Annotated in this window: 10 protein-coding genes; 4 read left to right on the plus strand and 6 right to left on the minus strand. The window is 34.9% G+C overall.

What is annotated here, in order from left to right:
* Positions 1-9 precede the first annotated feature (9 nt).
* The 5 genes from PQ462_RS01990 to PQ462_RS02010 form a co-directional block, all read right to left on the minus strand.
* Positions 10-2,124 (minus strand): glycoside hydrolase family 97 protein, encoded by a 2,115-nt coding sequence (locus PQ462_RS01990; RefSeq protein WP_274252181.1) that lies wholly within the window; start codon positions 2,122-2,124, stop codon positions 10-12.
* 24 nt (positions 2,125-2,148) lie between these two features.
* Positions 2,149-4,452, minus strand: coding sequence for a glycoside hydrolase family 65 protein (locus PQ462_RS01995; protein WP_274252182.1), 2,304 nt, complete (start codon positions 4,450-4,452; stop codon positions 2,149-2,151).
* Between the two features lie 44 nt (positions 4,453-4,496).
* On the minus strand, positions 4,497-5,156 hold the full coding sequence (gene pgmB / locus PQ462_RS02000) for a beta-phosphoglucomutase (protein ID WP_012023482.1): 660 nt from the start codon (positions 5,154-5,156) through the stop codon (positions 4,497-4,499).
* Complete coding sequence (locus PQ462_RS02005) at positions 5,149-6,666, minus strand: MFS transporter (RefSeq protein WP_274252183.1); 1,518 nt, start codon at positions 6,664-6,666, stop codon at positions 5,149-5,151. The genes pgmB and PQ462_RS02005 overlap by 8 nt, the downstream gene beginning before the upstream one ends.
* A 173-nt stretch (positions 6,667-6,839) precedes the next feature.
* Positions 6,840-7,871, minus strand: coding sequence for a LacI family DNA-binding transcriptional regulator (locus PQ462_RS02010; RefSeq protein ID WP_012023484.1), 1,032 nt, complete (start codon positions 7,869-7,871; stop codon positions 6,840-6,842).
* Positions 7,872-8,106: 235 nt separating this feature from the next.
* Here PQ462_RS02010 and PQ462_RS02015 point away from each other — a divergent pair, with 235 nt between their 5' ends.
* The 4 genes from PQ462_RS02015 (at position 8,107) to PQ462_RS02030 (ending at position 17,040) form a co-directional block, all read left to right on the plus strand.
* Positions 8,107-11,088, plus strand: coding sequence for a SusC/RagA family TonB-linked outer membrane protein (locus tag PQ462_RS02015; protein WP_274252184.1), 2,982 nt, complete (start codon positions 8,107-8,109; stop codon positions 11,086-11,088).
* A 35-nt stretch (positions 11,089-11,123) separates the two neighbouring features.
* Positions 11,124-12,965 carry a RagB/SusD family nutrient uptake outer membrane protein gene (locus PQ462_RS02020; protein WP_274252185.1) on the plus strand — a complete coding sequence of 614 codons (1,842 nt, stop codon included), beginning with the start codon at positions 11,124-11,126 and terminating at the stop codon, positions 12,963-12,965.
* 19 nt (positions 12,966-12,984) lie between these two features.
* A complete protein-coding gene (locus PQ462_RS02025) occupies positions 12,985-14,082 on the plus strand; it encodes a SusE domain-containing protein (RefSeq protein ID WP_274252186.1) in 1,098 nt (365 codons plus the stop codon).
* Between the two features lie 84 nt (positions 14,083-14,166).
* Positions 14,167-17,040, plus strand: a complete 2,874-nt coding sequence (locus PQ462_RS02030; protein ID WP_274252187.1) for an alpha-amylase family glycosyl hydrolase — start codon at positions 14,167-14,169, stop codon at positions 17,038-17,040.
* 114 nt (positions 17,041-17,154) lie between these two features.
* Here PQ462_RS02030 and PQ462_RS02035 read toward each other — a convergent pair whose 3' ends face one another.
* Positions 17,155-17,382: a DUF6814 family protein gene (locus tag PQ462_RS02035; protein ID WP_274252188.1), complete on the minus strand. Its 228-nt coding sequence runs from the start codon at positions 17,380-17,382 to the stop codon at positions 17,155-17,157.
* Positions 17,383-17,384: the final 2 nt, after the last annotated feature.

The raw sequence follows: 17,384 nt of genomic DNA on the forward strand, positions 1-17,384 counted from the left end.
GTTTATTAATTATTTGTTTTCAATAATGCTTATCGCATAACCTCCTCCTGGAGCAGAAAACTGAGATAATTTTGATTTGTTTGTTACAGCAATTTTCTTGATTGTGTAAGCTTGCGGATTAGTTTTGTAATGCGCATCTTTTGCATCAGCATAAATTGTTGCAGTGTATTTTTTTCCTTTTTCAAGGAAACTGAAATCGATGTTTGATGTACGCGGCGTTTCTCCGTTTACGTTTCCAACAAACCAGTTATTTGTTCCTTTTGCTTTACGAGCAACTGTGATAAAATCTCCAGGCTCAGCCTCAATATATTTACTTTCTGACCAATCTACAGCCACATCTTTAATAAATTGAAATGCATCTGGAAAACGGTTGTAGTTTTCTGGAGTATCAGCAGCCATTTGTAACGGACTGTACATGGTAACGTATAAAGCTAATTGATTAGCCAGTGTACTGTTTACATGCGATTTGTTTTCAGGATTCATTTTACTGATATCCATTTCGAAGATTCCAGGCGTGTAATCCATTGGGCCACCAATTAAACGTGTAAATGGCAATACCGTTACGTGATTTGGTTTAGAACCTCCAAATGCTTGGTATTCTGTTCCTCTTGCTGCTTCGTTTCCAATTAAGTTAGGATACGTTCTTGCAATTCCGGTTGGACGAACTGCTTCGTGAGCGTTTACCATAATTTTGTAATCAGCTGCTTTTTCGATAGCGTATTGATAGTGATTTACAATCCATTGGCTATAGTGGTTTTCGCCTCTTGGCAAAATATCACCTACATAACCGCTTTTTACAGCATCGTATCCGTTGTCGTTCATGAATTTGTAAGCAGCATCCATGTGGCGCTCGTAGTTACGAACAGATCCTGAAGTTTCGTGGTGCATGATGATTTTTACACCTTTAGATTTTGCGTATTCGTGCAGACCTTTTACATCAAAATCTGGGTAAGGCGTTAAGAAATCAAAAACATAATCTTTAGAATGTCCAAACCAGTCTTCCCAGCCTTCGTTCCATCCTTCAACTAAAACGGCGTCAAAACCATTTGCAGCAGCAAAATCAATATATTTTTTCACATTAGCATTGTTTGCTCCGTGTGTTCCGTTTGGTTTTGCTTTCGCGAAATCAGTAACTCCCAATTGTACTGTTGGGTAATCATTAGTATATGACCAAGAGCTTTTTCCTGTAATCATTTCCCACCAAACACCAACGTATTTTACTGGTTTAATCCAAGAAGTATTTTCAATTTTTGATGGATCGTTTAAGTTATAAGTCATTTTTGAAGCTAAGATTTCTCTAGCATCATCGCTCACAATAATCGTTCTCCAAGGAGAATGATTTGGCGCCTGCATATGACCTTTATCTCCTTTTGCATCTGGCGTTAACCAAGACGTGAAAGTCATGTTTTTATCATCTAAATTCAAGTGCATACAAGAATAGTCAATTAAAGCCGCTTCGTGTAAGTTGATGTAGATTCCTTCATTTGTTTTTAACATCAAAGAAGTCTGAACTCCTGTTGGAGAAAAAGATTTTTGTGAAACGTTTGCTGTGTATGCTTTTTCAGATAAACCTCTAATTTCAGATAGTTTCGATTTTGTGTAATCGTATTCTTGAGTATCATAATCTCCTGGAATCCAGAAAGCAGTATGATCTCCAGTCATAGCAAATTGAGATCTTTCTTCTTTAATTACAAAATAAGTAAGATTCTTTTGTGCTGGGAATTCATATCTAAATCCAAGTCCATCCTCGAATAAACGGAAACGAATTATGATTTGTCTGTCTGTTCCTTTTTGATTTAAAGTCACAGCCAATTCATTATAATGATTTCTGATGTGATCTACTTCTCCCCAAACCGGTTTCCAAGTTTCGTCAAAAGTGGAAGTTTTTGTATCAGTAATTGTGAAGTCGTTCAATAAAGATTTTTTATCATCTTTAAGTTCAAGACCCAATTTACTGGTTTTTACAACTTCTTTGTTTTTATATTTTAAATTGTACGTTGGAGTTCCGTCGTTTTGAAGAGAAAATTCCATTACGAACTTGCCTTCGGGTGATTTTAACTGCTGCGCTTTTGCAACGGTGCTAAACGCAAACAAAATTAAACTTGCGAAAAATAAGTTTTTCATGTTTTTTAGATTTTAGAGTATAATTTAATTTATTTGTACAAATTTACTTGCAATTTCAGGTTTTCCGTTAACAATAATAGTTAAATCTTGATCGCCGTCTACAGTAAAAGTTGTTTCGTTGTGATTTACAGCTACTTTTAAAATTTGGTTTCTGAAATTAATTTTAAAAGAATAGCCTTTCCATTCTTTTGGAATTTTTGGAGAGAAATGAAGCTGGTCATTTTTAACACGCATTCCTCCAAAGCCTTCCACGATACTCATCCATGTACCGGCCATTGACGTGATGTGACAGCCTTCTTCCACTTCTTTATTATAATCGTCCAAATCCAAACGAGAAGTTCTTAAATAAAATGTATATGCCATGTCCATTTTATCTAAAGCTGCTGCCTGAATCGAGTGCACGCAAGGCGAAAGCGAACTTTCGTGAACAGTAAACGATTCGTAAAACTCAAAATTGCGTTTTAATTCGTCCTTTGAGAAATGATCTTCGAAGAAATAGAAACCTTGCAGAACATCAGCTTGTTTGATGTAAGGTGAACGCAACACACGATCCCAAGACCATTTTTGATTAATTGGACGCTGTGAACGATCTAAATCTTTTACCGGAACTAAATCTTTGTCTAAGAAACCATCTTGCTGTAAGTAGATTCCAAGTTCTTTTGAAATAGGAAAGTACATGTCGTCTGCCACTTTTTTCCATTCTTTGATTTCTTCAGATGAAAGATTAACTTTTTCCATTACTCTTTTGTGATCTGCTGGATATTCTGAAGCTACTTTTTCAATTTGTTCAGCAGCAAAATCAATACACCATTTAGCAATATAATTGGTGTAGAAATTATTGTTGATGTTGTTTTCGTATTCATTTGGACCTGTAACTCCTAAAATCACATATTGATTTTTATCTTTTGAGAAAGAAGCTCTTTGGTGCCAGAAACGTGCAATACCAATTAAAACTTCTAAACCTTTTTCTGGAATATAAGAGTAGTCTCCCGTGTAACGGTTATAGTTGTAAATTGCAAAAGCAATCGCACCATTTCTATGGATTTCTTCGTGTGTGATTTCCCATTCGTTATGGCATTCTTCACCATTCATGGTCACCATTGGATACAACGCTGCGCCGTTTTTGAAACCTAAATTATCCTTAGCGTTTTCAATCGCTTTGTCTAATTGATTGTAACGATATGTCAATAAGTTTCTTGCAACTTGCTGGTCCTTTGTCGCCATATAGAATGGAATACAATATGCCTCAGTGTCCCAATAAGTAGATCCTCCGTATTTTTCTCCTGTGAAACCTTTTGGACCAATATTTAAACGAGAATCTTTTCCTGAATAGGTTTGATTTAATTGGAAGATGTTGAAACGAATTCCTTGTTGTGCTTTTACATCGCCTTCAATGGTAATATCTGACATTTCCCAAACTTTTGCCCAAGCCTCAATTTGGTTCTGTAGCAAAGTATCATATCCTAAAGCAACTGCAGATTTTATTACTTTTTCGGCTCCAGCCAAAGTATTTTCATGATTTAAAGAAACCGTATATCCACCAATTTTCTGAATTGATGAGGTTTGTCCTTTTGCAATAATAGTTCCGTAAGTGTACTGAACTTTATCTGTTGTTGAATCGATTGTAGATGGCGAAACATTGATATTTTCTCCATTTGCCAAAATCGTATTGTGCATGAAAGTAGTAACCTTAAAATGCGTTTTAAAGGTTTGAGCGGTTACAAAAGCTTCGTTTGTGCCTTTTTTAACTTCAAGCGGTTCCCAGAATTTTTCTTCCCAGTTGGCATCTTCATTGGTTACACCAGCATCAATATATGGCTTGTAAACGATTTTTGCATCTTTATTTAAAGGTGTAATATCGTATTTAATGATTCCGGCTTCGTCTAAATCTAATGAAAGAAAACGACGAACGTTTACGGCGATTTCGGTTCCATTTTTTAGAACTGCTTCAAAAGAACGATTGTACCATCCTTCTTTCATATTCAATTCTCTGCGGAAGTTCCTAACTTCGGTACAAGTATTTAAATCAAGATTTTCTTCGTTGATTTCAATGTCAATTCCAATCCAGTTTGGGGCGTTTAGTACTTTGGCAAAATATTTCGGATAACCGTTTTTCCACCAGCCCACTTTTGTTTTGTCCGGATAATAGATTCCAGCAATATAACTTCCTTGAAAAGTTTCTGCTGAATAGGTTTCTTCAAAATTGGCGCGTTGTCCCATAGCACCGTTCCCGATACTAAAAAGACTTTCAGACGATTTTACTCTCTCGGCATCAAATCCTTCTTCTATAATTGACCAATTGTCTGGTTTTATATAATCTTGGTTCATTTGTTTTTAAAGTGTTTTTGTGATTGATTGATTTATGATTGATTTTATTTTGTGATTAATGATTCGATAAAGGTTTCATCTATGAAAGTGAAATCTTTAAAAATGAAATCAGCCTCATGCAAAATTGTTTCCTCACCAATTCCCACACTTACCATTTCTGCAATATTTGCTGCCTGAATTCCGGCAACAGAATCTTCAAATACAATTGAATTTTTTGGATCAATGTTTAATAATTGAGCCGCCTTTAAGAAAACTTCTGGATCTGGTTTTGCATTGGTAACATCATTTCCGTCAACAATAACATCGAAGTAAGACAGAACCCCTGTTTTTTCTAAAATTGGTCTTGCATTTTTACTGGCAGAGCCTAATGCAATTCCTTGTTTTTTATCTTTTAATAGTTTTAGAATTTTTAAAACTCCTGGAAGAACCTCACTTTCATCCATGTCAACTAAATAAGATAAATAATCTTCGTTTTTTTGAATCAGCCATTTGTCTTTGTCTTCCTGAGAAGCCTCTACATTTCCTAATCCAAGTATAATGTCTAAAGAACGAACGCGGCTTACGCCTTTTAAAAGTTCGTTATCTTCATGTGTAAAATTTATATTTAATGACTGAGCGATTTTTTGCCAAGCCAAAAAGTGATATTTAGCAGTATCGACGATTACTCCGTCAAGGTCGAATATGAATGCTTTTTTATTATTCATGGATTTCAATTTTAGTTTTGCTATTTACTCTAAGAGTCAATAATCCTGCGAAAATCATTGATACACCTCCAATTATTAGAGCGTAAATAGGTTCATTATGGAAGAATTGTTTGATTACAAATCCTAATATCGTAGCGGCTACGATTTGCGGAATTACTACGAAAAAGTTAAAAACTCCCATATAATAACCCATTTTTGCAGCAGGCAAAGCACCAGATAACATGGCATACGGCATTGATAAAATACTTGCCCATGCAATACCAACTCCAAGCATTGGAAGGATAAGCATTTGTTTATCGCCAATAAAATAAACAGAAATTAAACCAACACCTCCTGCACATAATGCCAATAAGTGTGTTGCTCTAACGCCTACTTTTTTTGCAATAACTGGTAATAAGAAAGCAACTGCAGCGGCGATACCGTTGTAAACTGTAAACAATACCGAAACCCAATCGGCGGCATCATTGTAGATTTTCGAAGTTGTGTCTGTAGTGCCAAAAATATGCTGTGTAACTGCTTGAGTTGTATAAATCCACATTGAGAAAAGCGCAAACCAAGAGAAAAATTGAACCCAGGCTAATTTTTGCATTGTTTTTGGCATATTTAATAAATCGGTCATGATTATGGTAAAACCATTCTGGACTTTTTTTGTTCGTAACTGCGATGCAATTACAAATAAAACGCCCATAAAAATTAGACCAACAAATAGAATATAAAGTTCTTTTGCCAGATTGTTTTCGAAAATTAAAAATGAAATTAAAGCTCCGATACCAGCAAACAATAACCCTAAAAGCAATTGTTTTTTTGTAGAAACGCCAGATTCTGTTTCAGAATTTGAAAGGTCTTCAGAGTCTTTTTTGCTGTTAGCTTCAAAAGCATGAAGTTCGTCAGGAGTATATTCGGTTGATTTAAAAACGGTCCATAAAACAGAAAGCAGAAAAACGATTCCGCCAATATAAAATGACCATTTTACGGCATCAGGAATTATTCCTTTTGGAGCAACATTGCTGACATCAAAAACATTTGTAAATAGATAAGGTAAAATAGAACCTACAACGGCACCGGTACCAATAAAGAAACTCTGCATTACAAAACCTAATGCGCGCTGCTCGTCTGGTAAATTATCACCAACAAAAGCACGGAAAGGTTCCATTGAAACATTTATCGAGGCATCCATTATCCATAAAGTTCCTGCAGCAATCCATAAAGTTGGAGAGTTGGGCATTACAAACAAAGCCAATGAAGACAAAATAGCGCCAATTAAAAAATAAGGACGACGTCTTCCTAAACGAGTCCATGTTCTGTCACTGAAATAACCAATTACAGGCTGAATTATTAATCCTGAAACAGGAGCCGCAATCCATAAAATTGGAATTTTGTCAATTTCTGCACCGAGGGTTTCAAAAATTCTTGAAGTATTTGCGTTTTGCAGTGCAAAACCAAATTGTATTCCTAAGAAACCGAAACTCATATTCCAGATTTCCCAGAAACTTAATTTACGCTTTTCCATTATCGTAATTTGAAAATTATACGATAAGCGCTTTGCTTATCAAAACTTTGTTCTTTTCGAAGTAAAACTAAAAGCCTTGACGGGCGTAAAAGTATAAATTATTTTTTTATTAAAGCTAATAAAAAAGCCATAAAAATTAATTATGGCTTTAGAAAGTGTTGATTTTAGGTTTTTTAGTCAGTAGATTCTCTTTTTATGAGATGCGTTTCTATGACTTCTGTAATGTAATTTTCAGTATGTTCTTCATCCTCATCTTCTTCTGCTTCTATGCGTTCAATAAGCATTTTAGCTGCTTTATTGCCCATTTTTTCGCCGCTTTGACTAACTGTGGTGATAGTTGGAGTTGAATATTTCGAAATAATCCCGTCTGTAAAAGCAATAACGGCTAAATCTTCAGGAACTTTTAGTCCCATTTTATTGGCTGTTTTAATAATCGTTACTGCAAAAAGCTCGTTTACGGCAAAAACAGCATCGAAGGCACGATCATGCAAAAGCTGGCTTATGGTAATTTCGCATGTATCTACATCTTCGATTTTTATGATTAAATCCTCATTAAAAGGTAATCCGTTATCTAATAAGGCTTTTTCGTAACCGTCTGTTCGCAGTTTTCCAACACTTACATAATCAACAGTTGTTACAAGTGCGATTTTTTTACGGCCACTGTCAATTAAACTCTGAACGGCTTCATACGCTGCCGATTTATCATCAATAATTACTTTATCACATAAAATATCATTCGTAACGCGGTCAAACATTACAACCGGCATTCCCTGATTGATAACTTCTGTTATATGATGAAAGTCGCCTTTAAACTGAGTTTCTTTAGAAAGAGACATGATAAAACCATCAATACTTCCGTTGGCTAACATCTCCATATTCAGCACCTCCTTATCAAAAGAATCGTCCGATACACAAATGACAACACTGTAGCCATATTCGTTCGCAACCTGCTCAATTCCGTTGATTACAGTAGAGAAAAAATAATGTACAATTTCCGGAATAATAATACCAATACTTTTGGTTTTTCGGTTTTTTAAACTAAGGGCAATATTGTTTGGTTTATAGTTATAAAACTTTGCAAAAGCCTGAACTTTTAGTCTTGTTTCTTCTCCAATTTCAAGGCTGTTTCGGAGTGATTTTGAGACAGTTGAGATAGAGACGTCAAGTTCCTTTGCGATTTGTTTTAAGGTTATTTTACGTTTCATGAGATAAGGTGAAAAAAATCTAATTAATAATAAAGGTATCTGATATTTTTATAATTGACAATTTTAACGCTAAAAGATTACAAAAAATAGAAAGTTTTCAACACTACCACGTTTTCGTAAAGCAATAAAAATTGCCTCAGGTCGAGCACGTTAATAAATTCATAATTTTGGAATTCGAAGTAAAATTAAAAACTTAACTAACAATCACAAACTCAAACTAATTTAAACAAAAAGTATGAAAACAATTTACAAAAAGTTGTTATTTTTATTCCTATTGTTGCCTTTTAGTGTGTTAGCTCAAAACACTCTTACAGGGACTGTTGTCGATAAAACAACAGGTCAGCCAATACCAGGGGTAAACGTAAATGTACAAGGTGCTCCAAATGGTGCATCAACCGGATTTGATGGAAATTACCAGCTGTCAAATGTTAAAAACGGAAGTAAAATCGTTGTTTCTTTCATTGGATACAAAACAGAAACAATTGACTACACTGGTCAAAAAACATTAAATGTTTCTTTAAGCGAAGATACAAATCAACTTCAAGAAGTTGTAGTACAAGTAGGTTATGGTACTGTTAAGAAAAAAGACGCAACAGGATCTGTATCTCAAATTTCTGCTAAAGAATTCAATAAAGGAATTAACGTAACTCCAGAAAGTTTAATTGGAGGCCGTATTGCCGGTGTTAATGTTGTTGGAGGAGGAGCTCCGGGAGCAAAAGCAGATATTAGAATTCGTGGTGGATCTTCTTTAAGTGCTTCAAACGATCCATTAATTATCTTAGACGGACTTCCACTAAGTAATGCGGTTCCAAGTGGTGCTACAAGTATTTTATCTACTATTGATCCAAATGATATTGAATCTTTTACAGTTCTTAAAGATGCTTCTGCAGCTGCTATTTATGGTTCTCGTGCGGCAAATGGTGTAATCGTTATTACTACTAAAAAAGGTACTAAAGGTGGTGTAAAAGTTAATTTTAGTTCACAAGTTGGTGTAAATACAGTAGCTAATACAGTTGATGTTTTAAGCGCAGATCAATTCCGTAATGTTGTAAATACAATAGGAAACGATAAACAAAAAGCAACAATGGGTACTGCAAGTACTAACTGGCAGGATGAAATTTTCCATACAGCATTAACTACTAACAATAATATCTCTGTAAGTGGTGCATTATTTAATAAATTACCAGTTCGTTTATCTGTTGGGAATGTTGATAATCCTGGAATCCTAAGAAACACTTCTTTTGAAAGAACTACGACATCGATATCGTTAAACCCGGTATTATTTGACAATCACTTAAAAATTGACATCAGCGGAAATTTATCTTTCAGTAAAAATCAATTTCAGGATGAAGATGCTGTTATTGGTTCAGCGATTAGTTTTGATCCAACACAGTCTCCTTATCAGGCAGGTTCTCGTTACGGAGGATATTTTGAATGGTTAGAAGCAAATGGAAACTTAGCATTATTACCTGCTAAAAACCCGGTTGCAAGATTAAACCAAGAAGATAAAAGATCTAAATCTACCAGAAAATGGGGTAATATTAGTTTAGATTATAAATTCCACTTCTTTGAAGATTTAAGAATCGTTGCTGAAGCTGGTATTGACAGATTTGACAGCAGCGGCTATAACAGACAAAGTACAGAAAGTGCTTTAGGATATCAGCCAACTGCATTTAGTTCGGGAACATGGGTTAATTTAGGAAACTATGATACTTATACTGATGATCTTCAAAACAAGAATTTAAATACCTATTTTGTTTACAGCAAAAATTTAGGAAAACTTAAATTAGATGCTACTGCTGGTTATAACTATCAGTTGTTTCAAAAAGAAAAATACCAATCAGGAGCGCTTACACAGCCTGCTGCAACTAGAAATGAAGATGTTATCACTGATCCGGATATCAATTTACAATCATTCTTTGGTCGTTTAAACTTAGGATGGGACAGCAGATATTTATTGACATTAAACTACAGAAGAGACGGAACTTCACGTTTTTCTAAAGAAAACAGATGGGGTAATTTTATGGGAGGTGCTTTTGCATGGAATGTTGCTGAAGAATCTTTCTTAAAAGGAAATGAAACGCTTTCTAGTTTAAAATTAAGAGTAGGTTATGGTACAACAGGTCAGCAAGATATTTCTGCTCAATATGATTATTTACGAAGAGTAACACTTGGTACAGTTAATACACAGTATGTATTTAATGGAGTAGTTTACAGAACAGCAAGACCAGAAGGATATAACCAAAATATTAAATGGGAAGAACTGGCTGAGATGAACGTAGGTGTTGATTTCGGATTCTTAAATGATAGAATTACAGGAACTCTTAACTATTTTGATAAAAAATCAACTGATTTATTAGCAGACGTATTAGTTCCGGACGGAGCTAACTTAAGAAACCAAGGATTTAATAATATTGGTAACTTAAGAACAAAAGGTCTTGAATTCAGTCTTCAGTCAGATATCATTAAAAAAGACAATTTAACTTGGAATGTTGCAGTTAATGCTACGTACTTAGACCAAAAAATTGCTGATTTAGGTCAGACAGTTCCTGGATTCGAAGGGTATGCAGTTGGAGATGCTATTAAAGGAGGAAACGGTAATAAAATTTTAATTAATACTGTTGGTTATGCTCCAAATTCATTCTTCGTATATGAACAGTTATATGATGCAAATAAAAAACCAATTGCAGGTGCTTATGTAGACAGAAACGGAGATGGTAAAATTGACGATGGAGATCGTTACAGATACAAAAAACCAACTGCAGATTATACTTTTGGTTTATTCTCTACTTTAAACTACAAAAAGTTTGATTTTACAATGAACTGGAGAGCAAGTTTAGGAAATTACATTTTCGATAACGTAAACTCTAACATGGGATATTCTGATGCAGGTTTAAGAAGAAATGATGATTTAGCAAATATTAGTTCTGATTACTTAAATACAGGATTTAAATATGAAGATAACGGAACACAGCGTTACTTATCTAATTACTATGTAAAAGATGCTTCTTTCATCAAATTGGATAACGTAACTGTAGGTTATACTTTGGATAAAGCATTATTAAAAGCGGCATCTTTAAGATTCTCAGCTGGTGTTCAAAACGTTTTTGTACTTACAAAATATGATGGATTAGATCCGGAGAAATTCAACGGAATTGACGGTAACGTTTACCCAAGAGCAAGAACTTTCTTGTTTGGGGTAAATGCAAGTTTCTAATAGTACATTGAAAAACAAAATTTAAAACATACAAAATGAAAATATCATTTAAATATATATCTTATTTCTTCCTATTTATCTTAGGGATAAGTATGACGCTTACTTCGTGTACTGACGATTTAAACGTGACACCAAAAGATGACGATGAATTTTTATCTGAAACCTTTTTCCAGGATCCTGCATCTTATAAACAAGTTTTAGCAAAATTATATGCTGGTTTATATGTTGGAGGTAACGATGGTGACGGACAGGCAGATATTGCAGGTCTTAGCGGGGATTTCAGCAGTTACTTACGTCTTCTTTTTGTAACTCAGGAATTTACAACAGATGAAGCTATTATTGCGTGGGCCGATGGTACTTTACCAACTTTAAATTCACAAACATGGTCTCCAAACAATGAGTTTTTGTACGGAACTTATTCAAGAGCATCTTATCATATCAGTTTAGCAAATGAGTTTTTAAGACAAACTACAGATGATAAATTAGATGCAAGAGGTGTTGATGCAAATTTAAAAGCTGAAATCGCAACTTTTAGAGCTGAAGCACGTTTCTTAAGAGCATTTTCTTATGTTAACTTAATGGACTTATTTGGTAATGTGCCTATTACTACAGAAGCTGATCCAGTTGGATTCTTTTATCCAGTACAAAAAACAAGAGCAGAAGTTTTTGCTTTTGTTGAGTCTGAATTAAAAGATTTAGACAGCAGTCTGCCAAATGCAAGAACTAATGAATATGGTAGAATTGATAAAGTTGCTGCTAAATTTTTATTAGCTCAGATTTATTTAAATGCTAAAGTTTATACTGGAACAGAAAGAAATAATGATGCAGCTACTATGTGTACTGAAGTAATTAATTCAGGATATACTTTTGCTAACATTCCTTACCGCAATTTATTCTCTGCAGATAACGATAAAAACGGTGCTCAAAACGAATTTATTTTCCCAATTATCAGTGATGGTAATGCTATTAGAGCAACAGGAGGAGGAATGAGTTTTATTCTTCACGCTTCTATTGGAGGAAGTATGGATGCTGCTGCACAAGGTATGGATGGTGGATGGCAGGGAATCAGAACTCGTAAAGAGTTCGTAGGATCGTTTGGTACACCAACAGGTTCATTTGATTTCTACCAAACAAAGAGCAAAAACCTGGCAAACAATACAGGTATCTTAGTTAACAAAGATGGTCAGGCTTTTGACTCAAGCGATAAAAACGAAAAAGATGCAGGTTTCAACGCAAATAATACCTATGTATTTAATCTTGGAACTGGTAAAATTACTTTAAATGGTGTTGAAGTTGCGGCTCCAACAGGTTTCACTAATGCTCCTGTATCTTTAGGAAAACAGCAGGTTTGGGGGGATAAGAGATTATATTCTTATACACCGGGACAAGCATTAGATATTGCGAATGTATCAACATTTACAGATGGTTATGCATTAACAAAATTCACAAATGTTAAATCAGACGGTTCTGCTGCGCAAAGAACAGATATACCTGATACAGATTTTCCAATGTTTAGAGTTACAGATGCTTACTTAATGTATGCAGAAGCAACTTTAAGAGGAGCATCTTCAGGAAATATTGGTACAGCTGTTGGTTATATCAATCAAATTAGAACCAGAGCAAATGCTCCAACAATTTCAACTGGTGACTTAACACTTGATTTTATTCTGGCTGAAAGAGGAAGAGAATTATACTGGGAATGTCACAGAAGAACGGATTTAATTCGTTTTGGGAAATTCACAGGCGGAGATAAAATCTGGCAGTGGAAAGGCGGTGTTCAAAGCGGAACATCTACGGCTTCAACAAGAGACCTTATGCCAATTCCTGCTAAAACAATCCAGGCAAATCCAACTTTGAAACAAAATCCAGGATACTAACATCTAATAGCACTGTAAAATGAAAAATATATATAAAGTTTTAATCGCATTTATTGGTGTATTGGCAGTGTCGTGTAATGCAGATGCTGTTGATGAGAGACCAGTTGTTGATGGTATTACGATACCAGAAATTACTTCTCCTGCAACGGGACAAACCTATGTTTTAGATGCAGATGATGCAGCAAATGAAGCAGCAAAATTTACATGGTCTGCTGCTAAATATTCAAGCCCTGTAGCAATAAACTATACCTTATTAATAGATAAAAAAGGAGGTGATTTTTCTGCTGCAAAAAAACTTGAAACAACAACTAACGGTACTACAGAGGTTTCAGTACTTGTTAGAGATTTAAATCAAGCAGCAATTGATCTTGGAGGAAAGCCAGAAGCAGCAGCAATGTATGATGTAAAAATTGCATCAAATATTTCCGGGGCATTTCAACAGCTTTCTAAAGGTGTAATCACAATTAGTGTAACTCCTTATTTAGGAAGAGTTACTTATGGGTTTACAGATTGGTATTTAATTGGCGCAGCTGTAGCCGGCGGATGGGATAACAATGTTGATACTAAACACCAGCCAATGTTTAGAGATGGCAAAGCATCTGATAAATATAAATTCGTAGGATATTTTAAAGCAGGTAACTTCAAATTAATTTCTGAAAAAGGAAGCTGGGCTTCTCAATTAGGTAAAGCTAGTGAGGGTTCTATTGAAATTAAAGATAATGCAGGAGAATTTACGATTGCAGCAGATGGATATTATGCTTTTGAGTTCAATACTACATCTTTGAAATATACTTTAAAAGCGTATGAAGATGCAGCAGCTATAGCAAAAACATACACTAGTGTTGCTATTATTGGAAGTGCTATTAATCCTGATTGGGCTACTTCAATTCAATTGGATCAGTCGGCTTTTGACAAACATGCTTGGTCATTAGGAGCAACAAACCTTGAAGAAGGAGAGGCTAAATTTAGAGCAAATAATTCTTGGGATGTAAATTGGGGAGGAACTACTGCCTTTTCAGGTGGAGGAACTGGTGATAACATACCAGTAGCTAAATCTAAATACGTTATCTATTTCAATGATTTAGACGGAAGTTATTTGATGATTCCAAATCAATAATAAACTTTCTTCATAATAAAATGGGGCTATCTGCTAGATAGCCCTTTTTTAATCAGACTGACTAACCAAAATAACCACACTATTATGAAAAAAACTTTACTATCAATATTTTTATTGATGGCAGTAACTGTTTTTGCCCAGCAGCAAACCGTTACTTATTCAATAAACCCTCCCACTTTTGAAGATACTACGCCAATTACAATTACAATTAATGGTACCAGTATTAACGAAAGTACTTGGGGAGTTACAGGTAATGCATTGTATCTTTGGTCATGGTCTTATGATGTAAATGATGCCAACCAAATGGATTCTCCGTCTAACGGATCCTGGACTTCTTCAAATGAAGCTGCAAAGTTTACTTATAATGCAGGTTCCGACACCTACACTAAAACTTTTACACCGTCTGTATATTTTGGACGAAACGGAATTGGAAGAATAGGATTTTTGGTTAAAGCAAAAGACGGAAGCGGCAGCAAACAATCTCAGGATATTGTTGTCGAAGTTGGATCTTTTCAGGTAAACCTAACTTCGCCAGTAGAAAATAGCGCTTCAATTATAGCGTCTGGTTCAAATTTTAATATTGCAGCTACAAATACAAACGGAGCGGCAAGCTATTCGTTAAAAGCAAACGGAACTGTTATAAACACGAATGCAAGCACTGCAAGTTATTCTTATTCTCATATAAATGTTACCAATAATCAAACGTATGAATTGAGTGTAACACAGGGATCGACTACAATTGTAAAAAAGTTTTCAGTTGTGGTAAACCCAAACACAGTTTCACAAACAATGCCTGCGGGATTAGTTGATGGAATTAATTATAATTCTAATGATACTTCAAAAGCAAAATTGGTTCTTGATGCTCCTTTAAAAGATTTTGTTTATGTTGCCGGAAGTTTCAATAACTGGCAGCCAACTTCGGCATATGCCATGAAAAAAGATCCTGTTTCGGGAAAATTTTGGTTAGAATTAACCGGATTGGTTTCGGGAGTAAATAATACCTATCAATATTGGGTTGTAGATGCTTCACCTCTTGCCGGTTCTCCATCTTTAGTAAAAACGGCCGACCCTTATTCTACTTTAGTTTTGTCTCCGTATGATGATCCATGGATTCCGGCATCTTCTTATCCAAATTTAGCAGCTTATCCAGCAGGACAGCAGTTTGAAGTTACGGTTCTAAAAACTGGTCAGACTCCTTATAATTGGCAGGTAACTAATTTTACAAAGCCCGAAAAAGAAAAACTGGTTATTTATGAAGTTTTGGTTCGCGATTTTGATGCAGCAAGAAATTACCAAAGTATAATTGATAAAATAGACTATTTTAAAAACCTTAAAATAAACGCTATCGAATTAATGCCGGTAATGGAATTTGAAGGAAATGAAAGCTGGGGATACAATACTTCGTTTCACATGGCGTTGGACAAGTTTTACGGAACATCAGATAAATTAAAAGAACTAATAGATGTATGTCATCAAAACGGAATTGCTGTTATTCTTGATGTCGCTTTAAATCATGCTTTTGGAAGAAATCCAATGGTTAGAATGTGGATGAACGATCCTGACGGTGATGGTTTTGGCTCACCAACAGCCGAAAATCCATACTTTAATACAGTTGCAAAGCATACATTTAGTGTTGGAGAAGACTTTAATCATCAATCAACAAGAACACAATATTATGTAGAGCGTGTAATTAAGCAGTGGATTCAGGAATATAAAATTGATGGTTTTAGATGGGATTTAACAAAAGGTTTTACTCAGGCTTGTACAGCCTCAGATCAATCTTGTACAAATGCATACCAGCAAGACAGAGTAGATATTTTAAAGAAATATGCTGATTATTCTTGGAGTCTGGATTCAACGCATTATACCATTTTTGAGCATTTAGGAACCGAAGCCGAAGAAAAACAATGGGCAGATTACAGAGTAACAGAAACTCCAAGTAAAGGTGTTATGATGTGGGGTAAAATGACAGATCCTTACAATCAATTGTCTATGGGATATGCTTCTGAAAGTAATATTTCGAAAATGTCTAGTGCCAATCGTGGTTTTGCTGCAAACCGTTTAATAGGTTATGCCGAAAGTCATGACGAAGAACGTTTGATGTATAAAAATGTGCAATACGGAGCTTCAAGCGGTGCTTATAATGTAAAAACACTAAATACAGCTTTGTCTAGAATGTCGGCAATTGGAGCAGTTTCATTATTAGTTCCAGGGCCAAAAATGATTTGGCACTTTGGAGAACTGGGCTGGGAGAGTTCAATTTTTACCTGCAATGATAATTCTGTAAATACAGATTCAGATGCCACAGGCGGAGATTGTAAATTAGATACCAAACCACAGCCTCAGTGGGTAAATAACTGGTTAGGAAATTCAAATCGTAATAAAATTTACAATGATTGGGCTAAGATGATTACACTAAAAAAGGCCGAACCTGTTTTTTTAGGAACTTCAACAATTCCAGATTCTAATTCGCTTACAGTAAACATTAAAATAACCAATGCAGGTTTAACTTCGGCACAATTAAAAGACGTTTTGATTTTAGCCAATTTTGATGTTACGGCGCAAAACGTTTCGACGGGTTTTCCGTATGCAGGAACTTGGTACAATTTAATGGATAATACGACAATAAATGTTACCGATGTAAATACTCCGATAAATTTACCTGCAGGTGAATATAGAATTTATGGAAACAAAACTGCCAATTTAGCTATCGAAGATTTTGAAAAAGGAAGCACGGTGAATTTATATCCAAATCCGGTTTCAAATCATTTCACTTTAAGTACCGCAGTTTCAAAAGTTCAGATTTATTCAGTTTCAGGGCAATTGGTTAAAAGCTTTGCTTCAAACGGAAATGTTGATTTTCAATTTGGCGTAAGTGAATTACAAACAGGTTTGTATATCGTAAAAGCTTCAGATGAAAATGGTAAAATACAGGTAATGAAGTTTATCAAAAAATAAATATTGAAAATATATCTCTAAACAGATTAAAAATTTGGTTTGGTTAGTAATGTGAAAGGGCTGTTCTATTGAAAAATAGACAGCCCTTTTCTGGTTTAGTTGTTTATTGTTTTGTTATTTCTTTTTATGGCTATACTCTCCAATAACAGCAAAATAACCAAATGTTCCTAAGCCTAAAACAATAAGAGGCGTCAGGATAAAAAGAATAATAATACCAAATACTAAATCATCTTGCTGATCTGATAATAATTTAGGTAAGCCAAATTCAAACACGCAGAAGTAAGCGGCCGCAACTGCCAAAATAACCCATAAAACGCCTAAAGCTTGTCTGATTGTATTCATGT

It is taken from the genome of Flavobacterium sp. KACC 22758 (assembly GCF_028736135.1).
Classification (GTDB): domain Bacteria; phylum Bacteroidota; class Bacteroidia; order Flavobacteriales; family Flavobacteriaceae; genus Flavobacterium; species Flavobacterium johnsoniae.

Excerpts from the sequence above, each read along its gene's own strand:
- PQ462_RS02010 (WP_012023484.1), bottom strand. The coding sequence starts at position 7,871 with ATGAAACGTAAAATAACCTTAAAACAAATCGCAAAGGAACTTGACGTC.
- PQ462_RS02030 (WP_274252187.1), top strand. The coding sequence starts at position 14,167 with ATGAAAAAAACTTTACTATCAATATTTTTATTGATGGCAGTAACTGTT.
- PQ462_RS01990 (WP_274252181.1), bottom strand. The coding sequence starts at position 2,124 with ATGAAAAACTTATTTTTCGCAAGTTTAATTTTGTTTGCGTTTAGCACC.
- PQ462_RS01995 (WP_274252182.1), bottom strand. The coding sequence starts at position 4,452 with ATGAACCAAGATTATATAAAACCAGACAATTGGTCAATTATAGAAGAA.
- PQ462_RS02020 (WP_274252185.1), top strand. The coding sequence starts at position 11,124 with ATGAAAATATCATTTAAATATATATCTTATTTCTTCCTATTTATCTTA.
- pgmB (WP_012023482.1), bottom strand. The coding sequence starts at position 5,156 with ATGAATAATAAAAAAGCATTCATATTCGACCTTGACGGAGTAATCGTC.
- PQ462_RS02025 (WP_274252186.1), top strand. The coding sequence starts at position 12,985 with ATGAAAAATATATATAAAGTTTTAATCGCATTTATTGGTGTATTGGCA.
- PQ462_RS02005 (WP_274252183.1), bottom strand. The coding sequence starts at position 6,666 with ATGGAAAAGCGTAAATTAAGTTTCTGGGAAATCTGGAATATGAGTTTC.
- PQ462_RS02015 (WP_274252184.1), top strand. The coding sequence starts at position 8,107 with ATGAAAACAATTTACAAAAAGTTGTTATTTTTATTCCTATTGTTGCCT.
- PQ462_RS02035 (WP_274252188.1), bottom strand. The coding sequence starts at position 17,382 with ATGAATACAATCAGACAAGCTTTAGGCGTTTTATGGGTTATTTTGGCA.